Here is a 13,909-nt window from a genome sequence, read left to right on the forward strand (position 1 = left end):
CCGGAGGTATCCGCCGCACGTACCTCCCGTCGCGGCCCTGTGGACAGAGCCCGCGCACCGACCATGACATGCCGCCCAAGGGGAGAGATCCCCGTCCCGGACGCTGCGCGACGACCGGAGTCAACGTCGAGGGCTGATTCAGGAGAGGTAGTGGGGTCCGGTGAATTTCCTGGCCGCGAGATCGGATCGGATACTCGGGGAGCGGCCCACAGGACGACCGCGCAGGCGCTCGGGCCCCCGTGGTCGTCTCGCCGGGGTCCGACTGCCGCCTACCGGTGCGCGAGCAGTTGCAGACACCGCTCCCGCTGTTGAGGGTTGGTCGCCAGGATCACCCCGACGTGGGCGAGGGCGATCCCGGCGTCCAGTACGGCGCGGTCCGCGCCGGGCGAGGCGCCGTACTCCGCGAAGGGAGCCGTGTGGTGATGGGCGCCTTCGGTCTCGTAGCCGATGGTCGGGTGGAGGGCGGGCAGACGGCGGGAGACGTTGCCCATGTCGGTGGAGGCCATGACGCTGCCCCGGCGGTCCACGGGCTCGCGGCCCAGGGATCTGATCGCCCGTGCGTAGGCGTCTGTGAGGAAGCCGTCCTGCCGCAGGTCGTCGAAGTCCGCTCCGTGCGGCTTGATTTCCAGCTCGGCACCGGTTGCCAGCGCCGCCGCCTCCAGACAGGCGCGCACCCGGGTGCGGGCACCGGCCAGGTCCTCGGCGGTGCGGGCGCGAAGCTCGTAGCGGGCCCGCGCGGTGTCGGGGATGACGTTGACCGCGTCGCCGGCCCCGAAGACGATGTCGTGGACCATGGTGCCCGGGGGGAGTTGCTGGCGCAGCAGCCCTACGGCGGTGCGGGCGAGGGTGAGCGCGTCCAGGGCGTTGATCCCTTCCCACGGGGCGAGTGCGGCGTGGGCCGGCTTTCCCCGGTAGGTGACGTCCCAGGCGCCGATGGCGAGGGAGGAACCGCCGATGGAGTCCTCGCCCGCGGCGTGGGCCATGAACGCGGCGGCCACGTCGTCGAAAACCCCGGCCTCCAGGAGCAGGGCCTTGCCGCCGATGTCCTCCTCGGCGGGGGTGCCGATGAGTTTGACGGTGATGCCGATGAGGTCGGCGACGGCTGCGAGGCCGAGGGCCGCTCCGACGGACGCCGCACCGTTCACATTGTGTCCGCAGGCGTGTCCGATGCCGGGCAGCGCGTCGTATTCGGCGCACAAGGCGATCACCAGGTCGCCTGTGCCGTAGGTGGCTACGAGGGCGGTGGGCAGGTCCGCGACGCCGGTGGTGACGTCGAATCCGGCGTCCTCGGCGACGCGCGCGATCTTCGCGGCCGACCGGAACTCCCGCATGGCGGTCTCGGGTTCGGCGTGCAGGCTGTGGCTGAGTTCGATGAGCGTCCGGCCACTGTCGCGCACCGCGTCGGCCGAGAGGATGAGCGCGCGTTCCCGCGACGAGGCGGCTGTGCTGGTCATGCCGTCCTCCCGACAGTGACGGTGCCGGCTTCGGGCGCGGGCGCCTGGGGCGACTGGCGGAAGAGGAGACCCACCGCCGCTCCGGCGAGCGCGACGAGCGCACAGGCTGCCCAGGCCCACTGGTATCCCGCCCCCGTGACGGCGCCCTGGGCGGTGGTGTTGCCGGCCCACAGGGAGCCGATCACGGCGGCACCGATCGCCGCACCGAGGGAGAGGGCCATCTCGTTGACGCCGACCGACAGTGCGGTCTCCTCCTCGTGGACCACCTCGACGGACAGCGACCGGGTGGAGGCTTCGAACATGCCGGTGGACAGGCCGACGATCAGGGCGCCGACCAGGTACTGCGGCAGTGACGAGTGGAAGAGGCACAGACTGAGGAAGCCGAGGGCACCGGTACAGCCGCCGGTGACGAGCACGGCGCGGTCGCCGACAGTCCTGGCCAGGCGGGGCGTCATGGTGGAACCGATGAAGCCGAGGGCCACCATGGCGAGGGAGACCAGGGAGATGGCCCGTGCCCCTAGTCCCAGTCCGAGCCCGTCTCCGTCCGGCTCTGTGCCGAGGTATACGGCGTTCGCGCCGAGGAAGCCGATGGCGCCGAAGGCGATGCAGAAGGTGTGCGCGCTGACCGCCGCGAGCCGCGGGTTGCTCAGCAGGCGGATGTTCACCAGCGGATGAGAGGAGTTCCGTTCCACCCGCACCCATACGGTCAGTACCAGGAGCGAGGCCACCAGCGTGAGCAGGGTGGACGCCGACGCCCAGCCCCAGGAGCCGCCCTCGGTGAGTACGAGGATCAGGGCGCCGAGTCCGATGGTCAGCAGCAGGGCTGCGGGGGTGTTGAACCGGCCGGCCCGGGGGGTGGTGCTCGTCGGGAGGGCGAAGGCAGCGGCGAGCGCCAGGGCGCAGAAGGGAACAGCGGTCCACAGACCGGCGAGGGCGTGCTCGTCGCTGAGCGTCCCGGCCACGAAACCGCCGGTGCCGATGGACAGGAGCAGCGCGCCTACCAGGACCGACATGCCGACACGGCTGTGTTCGGGCGCGCGGGAGCGCAGGATTCCGGCCAGCAGCGGGAAGAAGCCCACCACCGCGCTCTGGAGCACCATGCCGACCGCGAGCGTGGCGGTGGTGGGCCTGGCGGCTATCAGCAACGATCCGACGGCGACCAGGGCGACGGCAACCAGCAGCAGCCGCCGGTGGCCCCACATGTCGCCCCAACGCGAGAGCAATGGCGTCAGCACGGCAAAGGCGACCTGTGACAACAGGTACAGATTGTTCTGGCCTACTCCGCCGATGCCGACGTGGGCGCCCACGACAGGCAGCAACGGAGTCAGATACCCCTGGACGACACCGCTGCAGACCACGACGAGGATCATCGTCGCTATCAGGCCACGGCCCTGGCTGACGGCTTGCCTCACGACCCACCTTCTTTCCCTTGGCTGGAACACGACGTGGTGGCTAGAGTGCGACCGGAGAACCAAGGGGGCGCAATAATGATGAGAACCTTCATTTTGAGAGGCCCCCTTGTTGGATTCGGGCATCGTGAGCGAACTGGATCTGGCGCTCGTGCATGCGCTGCAGATTCGTCCTCGGGCCTCCTGGACGGATCTCGCGTCTCCGCTCGGCGCCACGCCGGTCACGCTGGCCCGGCGCTGGGACCGGCTGTCCGCACTGGGGCTGGCCTGGGTCACGGCGGTGCCCGGTCCGGCGTTCTCCCGTGGCGGCTGCACCGCCTTCGTCTTCGTCCGTTGCGCTCCCGCCGCCCGGCAGCGCCTGGCTGAGCGGATCGGACGACTGCGCGAGGCGGTGACGGTCGAACTGGTCGCCGCGTCACGCACCGATCTCATGCTGGACGTACTGGCTGCGGATCTCGTGGGTGTGCACCGGTTCGTGAGCGAGGAGCTGATCCCCCTGCCCGGGGTCGTCGACGTGGAATGGGTGGTCGCCACCTCCCTGTACGCGGAGGGCACGCGGTGGCGGCTGGGGTCGCTCGATCCGTCCCAGCTCTCGGCGCTGGGGCGGTCGGAGAGCGGGGCCGCAGCGGGCGGCAGCGCCCTCGACCTGGGCCCGGCGGACCACGCGCTCCTCGACGCGCTGGTGCGGGACGGCCGCACCCGGCTCGCGGACCTGGCCGCTCTCACCGGCAGCAGCGCCGCCACCGTCCGGCGAAGGCTCGGCCGCCTCACCGCGAGCGGAATACTGGCGTTCCGCTGCGACATGGCCCCTGCCGTTTCGGGACTGCCGGTGTCCGTCACCTTCCGCGGCCGTGCCCCGGTGGGTGAGGTCAACCGCCTGCACCGCACTCTGGCCACGTTGCCCGAGTGCCGCCTGCTCGCCGCCGTCACAGGATCCGCCAACGTGCTGGTCACCTACTGGCTCCGGGACATCGGCTCCGTTCAGCAACGCGAAACGGCAGCCTGCGCCCAGCTCCCCAGCCTCGACGTGACCGACCGCGTCCTTGGCGTGCGGACGGAAAAGAGGATGGGGCATCTGCTGGACGGCGAGGGACGGCGGGTGGGAACCTGCCCGATCCGGCCGTGGTGAGCCGGCCGCTGACCGGACGCCGCCCATGGCACGAGCCGCGGCCGCCGGGCCGCAGCTCGTGCCGCTCTCCGCACGGCCCGGCAGCCTGCTACGGGGCCCGCAGGGGCGGCCGGGGCGTGCCGTCGGCCGGACCCACCCGGGGGGCCGTCAGGCGCGGGTGGTCGCCACCCGGTGGATCAGGCGGGCACCCGCTCTCGCCGTGCGCTGGTCCACGTCGAACTCCGGGTTCAGCTCCGCGATGTCGCAGACCGCGAGCTTGCCACTGGCGGCCACTCGGGCGCAGACCCGCTCGACGACCTCCATCGGCACCCCGTAGGCGGCCGGCGCGCTGACACCCGGGGCGACCGCGGCGGGCAGGACGTCGAGGTCGATGCTCAAGTGCACGACGTCGCGGCTCGCCAAGAAGTCGTCCACGAACGCCAGGGTGCGCTCAAGGTCCGACGGGCCGCAGTCGGTGTCCGCCAGCCAGCGCACACCGAGCCGGGACGCGGTGGAGAACAGCCGCTGGGTGTTGCTCGGCTGGCTGATGCCCAGCACCCGGTAGTCGAGCCCGCGGCCCTGCCGCTCCTCGCTGCGCGCCATCTGGAGGAAGGGCGTGCCGGAGCTGGGCCGGGCATCGTCGCGCAGGTCGAAGTGCGCGTCGAGGTTGAGCACCCCGAGCCGACCGCCCTCGCGCAGGGCGCGGGTCTGCGCCAGCCCGAGGTAACTGCCGTAGGCCACCTCGTGCCCGCCGCCCAGCACCATCACCGGGTGCCCGCGGTCGACAAGCGCGGCGACCGCGCGCCCCAGCCGTTCCTGCCCCGCCTCGAGAACGTCCTCGCCGCCCCCGGCAACCTCCACGTCCCCGACGTCCAGTGCTCGAAGCCGCTCCGGCAGCGCCATCGACGCGAGGGCGCGGCGCAGGGCTGCCGGGCCGTCGGCGGCGCCCGCCCGGCCCTTGTTGCGGCGGACCCCCTCGTCACTGCGGAAGCCGACGAAGGCGATCTCGTCGGGCGCCGCCCGCTCCAGGTCGAGGTGGACGGCGTGGTGCCAGCGCAGGTCCTCGGCACCGGGGCCGTCGTCCCGGCCGGTCCATGCGACGGGCGGTATGTCCGCGCGGACCTCCTGCTCGGACATGGGGGACCTCATGCGGCGCCGCCTTCCGCCATCGGAATCCGTACGCCGCGCTCCTTGGCGACCGCCGTGGCGTGCTGGTAACCGGCGTCCACGTGCCGGATGACACCCATTCCGGGGTCGTTGGTCAGCACGCGCTCCAGCTTGCGGGCGGCGCGCTCGGTGCCGTCCGCGATGCAGACCTGACCGGCGTGGATGGACCGTCCCATGCCGACGCCTCCGCCGTGATGGACGGACACCCAGGAGGCGCCGGACGAGGTGTTGACCAGGGCATTGAGCAGGGGCCAGTCCGCGATGGCGTCGGAGCCGTCGAGCATGGCCTCGGTCTCCCGGTAGGGCGAGGCCACCGAACCGGAGTCCAGATGATCGCGTCCGATGGCGACCGGGGCGGACAGCTCACCGGAGGCGACCATCTCGTTGAAGCGCAGACCGGCTCTGTGGCGCTCGCCGTAGCCGAGCCAGCAGATGCGCGCGGGCAGGCCCTCGAACGCCACCCTCTCACCCGCCATCTTCAACCAGCGGTGCAGGTGCTCGTTCTCGGGGAACAGCTCCATGACGGCCTTGTCGGTGGCCTCGATGTCCTTCGGGTCCCCGGACAGGGCGGCCCACCGGAACGGGCCGAGGCCCTCCTCGAACAGCGGGCGTATGTAAGCCGGCACGAAGCCGGGGAAGTCGAACGCCCGCTGGTAGCCCGCCTTGCGTGCCTCGTCACGGATCGAGTTGCCGTAGTCGAAGACCTCGGCACCGCCGTCGAGGAAACCGACCATCGCCTCGACGTGCTGGGCCATGGAGGAGCGGGAACGCTCGGTGAAGTCGGCCGGGTCCTTGTCCGCCTGCTGGTGCCACTCCTCCAGGCTCACGCCGACGGGCAGGTAGGAGAGCGGGTCGTGGGCGCTCGTCTGGTCGGTGACGATATCGATGGGTGCTCCCCGCCGAAGCAGCTCGGGGTAGATTTCGGCGGCGTTGCCGCACAGGCCGATGGAAAGCGGCTCGCGGGCGTCGCGGGCCTCCACGGCGAGCCGGAGGGCGTGGTCGAGGTCGTCCGCCACCACATCCAGGTAGCGGTGGGCAATGCGGCGCTCGATGCGCGTGGGGTCCACGTCCACACACATGGCCACACCGTCGTTCATCGTGACGGCGAGCGGCTGCGCGCCGCCCATGCCGCCGAGACCGGCGGTCAGGGTGATGGTGCCGGCCAGGCTGCCGCCGAACTTCTTGCGGGCGACGGCTCCGAAAGTCTCGTAGGTGCCCTGGAGGATGCCCTGGCTGCCGATGTAGATCCACGACCCGGCCGTCATCTGGCCGTACATCATCAGCCCCCGGGACTCCAGCGAACGGAACTCCTCCCAGTTCGCCCAGTCGCCGACCAGATTGGAGTTGGCCAGCAGCACGCGAGGCGCCCACTCGTTGGTCCGCATGACACCCACCGGCTTGCCGGACTGCACCATCAGCGTCTCGTCGTCCTTGAGCGTCTTGAGCGTACGGACGATGGCGTCGTACGACTCGCGGTTGCGGGCCGCCTTGCCGGTGCCGCCGTAGACGACGAGGTCCTCGGGGCGCTCGGCGACCTCGGGGTCGAGGTTGTTCATGAGCATGCGCAGAGCGCCTTCCTGCTGCCATCCAAGGCAGTTCAGTTCGGTGCCGCGGGGAGCGCGGACGGCGCCGGGCGCGTCGGGAGAAACGCTGGTCATATGCGGTCCTTAGAAGGGGTTGGCACAACTTCCCTGCCATGACACGGCAGCGACGGACGCACGAACAGCGACATCAGCGCGCTTTCTCGTATCCGAGACACCTCCTCGCTCACGGCGAGCGCGGCGCCGAACTCTTCCTGCCCGCCCGTCCACCCCGGAGCCGGGATCTCACCGTGCGCCGGCACTCAGCCGGATTCCGGCACCTGGCCCGAGACGGCCGCCGTAAGACGGGCCGCGGCCTGCCGAAGGGCTTCGCGCACCGCGTCGCTGTCATGCCGGCCGTGGTGCAGGCGCCACGTCGTACTGATGGCGGCGATGGGACGCCCGTGGTGATCGAACGCCGCCACTCCCATCGAGCAGAACCCGCGGGTCACCAGCTCGACTTCCTGCGACCAGCCGCGCGCACGCTCAGCGGCAAGGTCTTCGACGAGCCCACGCAGCGTGCGGGGGCCCCTCCCGGTACGCGTGGTCAGATCGCCTGGCCGGGGGAAGAGCGCCCGCAGTTGTGCCTCGGAGGTGTGGGCGAGGATGGCGCGGCCGTTGGCCGTGAGATGCGCCGGCAGACGGACACCGATGTCGGTGACCAGGGCGATGTCCACCGCTCCCGTCCGACCCGCGGGCGGGCGTTCCTTGAGCAGGTAGACCGTCTCCGCGCCGTGCAGGATGCCCAGGTGCGTCGTCTGGCCCAGCCGACCGGCCAGGGCCCGCAGGATGGGCCTGGCGAGCCGTTCCAGCGGCTCGTGACGCAGATAGGCGGAGCCCACCTCGAAGGAGGTGACGCCGAGTCCGTACGCCTTCTCTGCCGGTACGTAGGTGACGAAACCCCGGTCGGCCAGCACGGTGAGGATGTGGTAGGCCGAGGAGCGCGGGATGCCCAGATCGCGGGCGAGGGTCGCGGCCTGTACCAGTCCGGGACGCGCGGCCAGATATACCAGCATGTCCAGCGCCCGGCCTACCGCCGGCGACGCACTCGACGACGTGTCGGGCGCCGTCTCGTACGTACTCACCTGTCGCACCTCGACACTTTCCTGCACGAAGAACCCGGGGCGGCCCTCCAGCGGCCATACCGACGGACAGACCGCGTCCTGCGGTTGCACCCCTCGGCAACGGGTGCTCCGGTGATCGCGCTTCGGTTTGCTGTCGGGCCAGGCGACTGCCCCTCCGCCAGCCTAGCTCCGGGACAGCGGTGCGAGCGCGTCCGACCGGCTCGGCGCTCGCGGATCGTGCCGGAGTGCGCCAAGGAGCACTCGCCCCGCTCGCTGAGCCACGTTGCTGTTCCACCCCGTGGCTCTGCGGTGACCGGTCAACACGGGGGTCCGGGGCCCACAGTGCCGGTGTGTGGGATCTGTCCGTCAGGAGTGCGGTGTGGTGGGCAGAACCGTGGGGTCCACTCCGGAGAGCTCCACGATGCGGTGCGCCGGTACGCCGGCGGCCAGGGCTCGGTGCAGCAGGGCGTCGCGTCCCTCCTCGCTGTCACGGTAGGAGAGCAGTTCTTGTTCGACGGCTGCCACCTGGTCGGTGGCCCCGGCCCGGCGTACCCCGTCCAGCTCCTCGGCGGTCAGCGGCACCGGAAGCCGTTCCGCTCCCTCGGGGATCATCCCGGTCTCTTCGGGCGGCACGACGCGCAGCGCCGGAGACGCGGCGTCGGTCCGGTGGGCATCGAGCCAGGCGCGCACGGCCGGTGTCTGCAGACACTCCAGCTCTCCGGCGACGGAGACTGGCGTGCCCGGCCGGCCTGGACCGGGGATGTCGTCGGCGAGGAAGAGATAGGCGTCGTCGGTCATGGTGGGTTACTTTCCAAGGTCTGTCGTGGAATCGTTGTGCTACCCCTACCCGCTCCCGGCTCGCCGCACCGGTTCCGCCTCAGCGTTTCCCGGTTCGTGTACGACGGACCCCGCCCCTACCCGGCGCCGTGGCCGGGCCAGCGGTGTCTCGATGACGCGCAGCGTCTGTCTCCGCCGCCGCTCGCATACCTGCGCCTGCTGGGGGACGAGCCGGGGACGACAGCTTCGTTGCTGCTGTGCGGGGCGTTCGACGGAGTGTCTGCCTGTGCGGCTTCAGCTGCGCTGGGCGGATGCGTTCCTGCAATCGAGCGTTGTCCTGGCTGCCCCGGAAAGCTCTCCGACTCCATCCTGCGCGAACGTGCCGAGGGCGCCCGCGTCGCTTCAGGCACATAGGGACATGGTGGCCTTGTTCTCGCAGTGCCCGCAGGCCAGACGGCTGCCCAGCGGGCCGGCAGGGTACTTCGCGGAGTCGCTGCTCCTGGCTCCGGCGAAGAAGTTCCGTAACTCCTGCGTGATCGAGTCCCTGCGTTTTTCCGCAGCCAGCTTCTGCGACCACTGGGTGGTGTCGATGTAGAGAATGCCGTCGGCGGCCTCACCGAAATGCAGGGGGCTGACCCGCCGCCATGACGCGGTGGCGAACCGGAGCACGACCATCAGCAGGGCAGCGCCAAGGAGGAAGCTGACGGCCCTCCGGCTTTCGCGCGCCGCGGAGATGGCGTCGACGGACAGAGAGATGATCACCAGACCATCGCACGTGCATACGAAACTAGCGAGCTCGTGCGTGGTTGGCGGTAGCGCGTCGAGGGCTTGGTCGTTGATCATGTTGCCCCGCGCCTGATCGATGCCTACGGCCGTGGACTGGCCGAGCACCTACTGATGTGCGAGCGGGAGGGCATCGACCCGGTAGCCGCGAACCGGGTGGCGCATCGCCGTCCACGTACGGAAGCTCGCTTCGCGGTCCCACCATCGCGGTACGCACGTGATCTCAATCGAATCGGGGGCCGGCTTGGCCGACGTCGGCCGAGGTCCACGCACCCCCGGCCGGCACCTAGGCGGCCGGCAACGCGGCTTGGTGCCGCGGCTCACGGGTGGCCTGGCACGCGGGGCGCGTCCCGCGCCCGGCGCCCCGGTCCGCGCTCCTCGGGCCGCCGCAGTCGGGCCCTCGCCTCCGGTCCGTGCCGAGCCGACGTCCCTCGTCCGGCCCGCGTCGCCGAGGCTTGTGAGATTGAGACATACGGTCATGCCTGGGCCTACAGGGGGAAGGAAGGAAGGTCCGCAAGCTTGGGAGGCTGTTGTGGAGCGGGATCGGGTCGGACTGGCAGAGGTGCTCGCTGCGGCCGAGGCGGCCGCGCCGGTGCGCTCACTCGATGTGGTGGCGCACATTCTGCGTGAGCGGTTCGGGGCGCGGCACGTGTCGTTCTTGTTCGTCGACGTCGTGGGCCGGCGACTGCTGCGAGTCCATGAGGAGAAGGCGGCAACACGGGAGCACGGCGCCGGCCAGGTGATACTGGCCGGCAGCATGTACGACGATGTCCTGCGCACCCAGAAGCCGGTTGTGGTGCTGGAGGGCGGACAGGGACGACGGGTGCTCGCACCGGTCACCAACCGCGGAGACGCCATCGGTGTGCTGGAGCTCTATCTCGACGATGCCACCGAGGACGTGCTGGAGCAGGTCGCGGACGTGGCGCACGCGCTGGCGTATGTCATCGTCACCGATCGACGCTTCACCGATCTCTATCACTGGGGCAACCGCACCACCTCGGTCACCCTGGCTGCGGAGATCCAGCGCCAGCTCCTGCCCTCGGCGCCGTCGTGCGAGGCGCCCGAGTTCACTCTCGCCGGCGCCCTGGTCCCCGCCTCCGACATCGCCGGGGACACCTACGACTACAGCCTCGACGAGGACACTCTGCACCTGTCGATCACTGACGCGATGGGTCACGACGTCGACGCTTCCCTCATGGCCACCCTGGCCGTCAACGCCTCCCGCGGCGCCCGCCGCGCGGGCCTGGACCTGGCCGAACAGGCCCGCCAGACGCACCAGGCGCTCCTCGATCACGGCCACCGCACCTTCGCCACCGGCCAGCTCCTGCGTATCGCCCTGGACGGCACCAGCACCCAACTGGTCAACGCCGGCCACCTCTGGCCGCTGCGACTGCGTGACGGCACAGTCGAGGAGATCCGCCTGCATATCAATCTCCCCTTCGGCGTCTCCGCGCAGGGCACCTATCAGGTACAGGACCTCGACCTGCGCCCCGGCGACCGCATCCTCCTCTACACCGACGGCATGCAGGAACGCCAAGCGCAAGCCGTCGACCTGTCCGGCCTGCTGCGCGACACTGCCAAGGATCATCCCCGTGAAGCCGTGCGCGCCATGGTCGCCGCGGTCACCGAAGCCTGCGGGGGTGACGTGCGGGACGACGCCACGGTTCTGTGCCTGGACTGGTTCGGCCCCACCCGCCGAAGATGAAGCCCCGGTATCACGCACCCAACTCGTCTGAGGGCCTGCAGAGAATCAACATGTTGGTTTGATCTGCTGGGCTGCTGTTGGCGAGGAACGCGGTGAGATCGGTGGCGGCCCGACCTGGATCGTGCCCGGTGCCTCACGGTCGCAGCGGCCTGAGCGCAGTGGAGTAGGCGGTGGTCGGACCGGTGGCATCGGCAAGGTCCGTCAGCAAACGTGCGCCCGCGTGAGCGACACAACCCCTCGAAAGGGTTCATCATCCCAGCTCAGAAGGCCCTTTCGTATGTTCTCCCCGCTTGCGGCCTCATCTCAACCGAAACGGCGAGGCCAGGGTCAAGCAGTATGACAACCGCTCTGGTGCTGATCGATCTGACGCCGCACATCATCGCGCTACCACTCGCCCCGTACACGGGCGACGAGGTGCTGAAACGATGCCTGGATCTGGCCAACGCCTTCCGTGTGCAGGGTCGGCCGGTGATCCAGGTCCGCGTCGACCGGCCCCATGTCGCCGAGCAGCCACCGGGCAGCGACTTCGCGCCCGGCTTGGTGCAGCATGGGGACGTCGTACTGGTGAAGTGCAGCGTCGGCGCGTTCGCGACCACGGACCTCGACGCTCAGCTGCGTAAACTGGGCGTGGAAACGGTCGTTCTGGGCGGACTGGTCACCACGATGGGCGTGGAGTCCACAGCCAGGGCCGCGAGCGATCTCGGTTACGAGGTCGAGTTCGTCGCCGACGCCATGTCGGGCACGGCCGCGGAGGAACACGACTTCGCGGTGGCGAAGACTTTCCCGCGCTTCGGTCGTGTCACCGCGACGCAGGAATACCTCTAGGTATCCACAGCGGGGTTCTGAGCCTGTAGCAGCTTGATCAACGCCTCTCCATGAACTTCCCGAGGAGATGCGGCCTCTGGGCGCTCGCGTTCCCGGGCCCCACGCTGTCACGGGTCCTCTGTTCAGCCCAGCGGCGTTCCCGGACGGCCCGGTGGCCAGGATCACCGATCACGTCGACCGGACACTGAGGGCCGGAGTGACCGAAGGTCTGACCGTGCGGGCTGTGGGCGCGCAAGGCTGGCTGTGACCACTCGGCCGGCTCCGCCACAACCACCTCGCCCCCTCCCCGAAAGGGCGGAGCCAGGATTCTCGACGGGAGCGTCCTGTATCAGGCGACTGCCGCGACACCGATGCCGATGGCGATGAACAGCCACCCGGTGGTCAGTTCCCAGCGGTGCCTGATCTTCGGCCGGGCCAGCACGGCACGCAGCCTGGTGGCGACCGCGACGAGGGCGAACCAGTAGGCGAGGCCGATCAGAACGTCCAGGACACCGAGGAAGAAGATCTGCCGGGTCACCGAGCCGCCGCCGTGGACGAACTGCGGCAGGATGCTGAGGAAGAACAGCGCCGCCTTGGGGTTGAGCACGTTGGTGAGAAATCCTTGGGCGAAGCCGGAGCGCCACTGGGCGCCGGTGGACAGCGTCGCCTCCCGCGTCGATTGCGGGGCGACGTCCGGGCTCTCCTCCGTCTCGTGGCCGGCTGAGGTCTTCCGGGCGGCGAGGACTGCCCGTACCCCCAGGTAGACAAGGTAGGCGGCGCCCAGGAGCCTGATCGCGTCGTAGACCGCCGGGGAGCGGGCGGCGATCACCGACAGCCCGATGGCGGCGGCGAGCATATGCACGCACAGTCCTGCCTGGGCGCCCAATGCCGCGGCTCGCCCCTTGGTCGGATGCTCGACGGCTGACCGGAACACCACCAGGAAGTCCGGCCCGGGCACCACGTACGCCACCAGCACCACGCCGAGGAAGCCGATGAGATCGACTGACATCCGCGTTCTCCGTTCGTTGCCCCGGGGAACGTGTCACCGAGGTTGGCGACTGCTTCTGGCCGGCTCGCGGTCAGGCCGCGAGGGCCCGGGTTCCGGCCACCGCCCCGACGGCCTCGTCGAGTACCGTCAGGCCCCGCTCCATCTGCTCTTCCGCCACGGTGGGCGGCGGGAGTCTCACCACTTCGTCCCCGGGGCCCACCGTCTCCAGCGGCAGCCCCTACCGGTAGGCGGCGTCGCAGACCTCGCGGGCCGCGCTCGGGCGGTCGAAGGGAAGGCCCCAGGCAAAACCCCGGCCGCGCGGGGCGGGAAGCCGGTGACGGTCGGCCGTCCTGGTGAGGGAACGGCGTACTCGTTCGCCCATCGATGTGGTTCCGGCTTGGAACGCGCCGTCCGACCAGAACACCTCCAGGGCGCGTGCGGCCGTGACGAACTGGGCTGTACCCGCGGAAGGTGCCGTTGTGTTCGCGGGGCCGCCCACACGTCGTACTCGGGACGCATCAGGGTGAGTGCCATGGGTGCCCCGTACCCGCTGATGGACTGGGACAGGCAGACGACGTCGGGGACGATGCCAGAAATCTCGAAGGAGAAGAACGGGCCGGTGCGCCCGCAGCCCAACTGGCTGTCGTGGACCACCAGCAGGGCGCCGTGCGCCCGAGTCCAGGCAGCGGGCGCCCTCAGCCAGGCCGGACGGGCCGTATTGATCCCCCCTCGCCTTGTACGGTCTCCACCGTGACGGCGGCGAGCAATCGGCACCGTGCTGGGCGAGCGCGATGGCGGCCCGGAGCGGGGCCAGGTCGCCGATGTCGACGTCTCCGCGCAGGACTCCCTCGCTCAGACCGGTGGCGGCCTGTATGCCGCCAACGTCGCCGTCAACGCCTGGATGGCCGGCCACATCGCCGATCCGCCCCCGGGAACGCCGTACAGGAAACAGCGGTTCCACGCCCTGATGACCGAGAACGGCACGCTCTTCTACACGGACGTCGAGGCAGCGACCCTGGGGAAACGCCTGCGCGCCGCCCTCGACGAGGGGTGAAGCCCCCGGCCGGGGG

The 13,909-nt window shown here is 70.4% G+C and carries 12 protein-coding genes; 4 read left to right on the forward strand and 8 right to left on the reverse strand.

Features of this window, described 5'->3' with window-relative positions:
- Positions 1–269 precede the first annotated feature (269 nt).
- The gene (locus tag G3I41_RS30290) at positions 270–1,454 is read right to left on the reverse strand and encodes a M20 family metallopeptidase (RefSeq protein WP_164403732.1); all 1,185 of its coding nucleotides are present in this window, start codon (positions 1,452–1,454) and stop codon (positions 270–272) included.
- Positions 1,451–2,866 (reverse strand): MFS transporter, encoded by a 1,416-nt coding sequence (locus G3I41_RS30295; protein WP_343242257.1) that lies wholly within the window; start codon positions 2,864–2,866, stop codon positions 1,451–1,453. Before G3I41_RS30295 ends, G3I41_RS30290 begins: the two co-directional genes overlap by 4 nt.
- A 124-nt stretch (positions 2,867–2,990) precedes the next feature.
- Here G3I41_RS30295 and G3I41_RS30300 point away from each other — a divergent pair, with 124 nt between their 5' ends.
- Positions 2,991–3,992: an Lrp/AsnC family transcriptional regulator gene (locus tag G3I41_RS30300; RefSeq protein ID WP_164403733.1), complete on the forward strand. Its 1,002-nt coding sequence runs from the start codon at positions 2,991–2,993 to the stop codon at positions 3,990–3,992.
- 147 nt (positions 3,993–4,139) lie between these two features.
- Here the strand turns inward: G3I41_RS30300 and hutG are convergent, their stop codons facing one another.
- The 5 genes from hutG to G3I41_RS30325 form a co-directional block, all read right to left on the reverse strand.
- Positions 4,140–5,108: a formimidoylglutamase gene (hutG, locus tag G3I41_RS30305; RefSeq protein ID WP_164403734.1), complete on the reverse strand. Its 969-nt coding sequence runs from the start codon at positions 5,106–5,108 to the stop codon at positions 4,140–4,142.
- A gap of 8 nt (positions 5,109–5,116) precedes the next feature.
- Positions 5,117–6,796, reverse strand: coding sequence for a urocanate hydratase (gene hutU / locus G3I41_RS30310; protein WP_164403735.1), 1,680 nt, complete (start codon positions 6,794–6,796; stop codon positions 5,117–5,119).
- Between the two features lie 185 nt (positions 6,797–6,981).
- On the reverse strand, positions 6,982–7,803 hold the full coding sequence (locus G3I41_RS30315) for an IclR family transcriptional regulator (RefSeq protein ID WP_343242258.1): 822 nt from the start codon (positions 7,801–7,803) through the stop codon (positions 6,982–6,984).
- A gap of 345 nt (positions 7,804–8,148) precedes the next feature.
- Positions 8,149–8,580 carry a DUF6003 family protein gene (locus G3I41_RS30320; RefSeq protein WP_164403736.1) on the reverse strand — a complete coding sequence of 144 codons (432 nt, stop codon included), beginning with the start codon at positions 8,578–8,580 and terminating at the stop codon, positions 8,149–8,151.
- Between the two features lie 381 nt (positions 8,581–8,961).
- Positions 8,962–9,321 (reverse strand): hypothetical protein, encoded by a 360-nt coding sequence (locus G3I41_RS30325; protein ID WP_164403737.1) that lies wholly within the window; start codon positions 9,319–9,321, stop codon positions 8,962–8,964.
- 553 nt (positions 9,322–9,874) lie between these two features.
- On the opposite strand from G3I41_RS30325, the gene G3I41_RS30330 reads away from it, so the two are divergent.
- Together G3I41_RS30330 and G3I41_RS30335 are read left to right on the forward strand one after the other, a co-directional pair.
- Positions 9,875–11,047, forward strand: a complete 1,173-nt coding sequence (locus G3I41_RS30330) for a PP2C family protein-serine/threonine phosphatase (RefSeq protein ID WP_164403738.1) — start codon at positions 9,875–9,877, stop codon at positions 11,045–11,047.
- Positions 11,048–11,398: 351 nt separating this feature from the next.
- Positions 11,399–11,872, forward strand: coding sequence for an isochorismatase family protein (locus G3I41_RS30335; RefSeq protein ID WP_343242259.1), 474 nt, complete (start codon positions 11,399–11,401; stop codon positions 11,870–11,872).
- 328 nt (positions 11,873–12,200) lie between these two features.
- On the opposite strand, the gene G3I41_RS30340 is transcribed toward G3I41_RS30335, so the two are convergent.
- Positions 12,201–12,860 (reverse strand): LysE family translocator, encoded by a 660-nt coding sequence (locus tag G3I41_RS30340; protein WP_164403740.1) that lies wholly within the window; start codon positions 12,858–12,860, stop codon positions 12,201–12,203.
- 754 nt (positions 12,861–13,614) lie between these two features.
- On the opposite strand from G3I41_RS30340, the gene G3I41_RS37180 reads away from it, so the two are divergent.
- Positions 13,615–13,893 carry a hypothetical protein gene (locus G3I41_RS37180; protein WP_239081904.1) on the forward strand — a complete coding sequence of 93 codons (279 nt, stop codon included), beginning with the start codon at positions 13,615–13,617 and terminating at the stop codon, positions 13,891–13,893.
- Positions 13,894–13,909 lie beyond the last annotated feature (16 nt).

Source organism: Streptomyces sp. SID9727 (genome assembly GCF_010550605.1).
Lineage (GTDB): Bacteria > Actinomycetota > Actinomycetes > Streptomycetales > Streptomycetaceae > Streptomyces.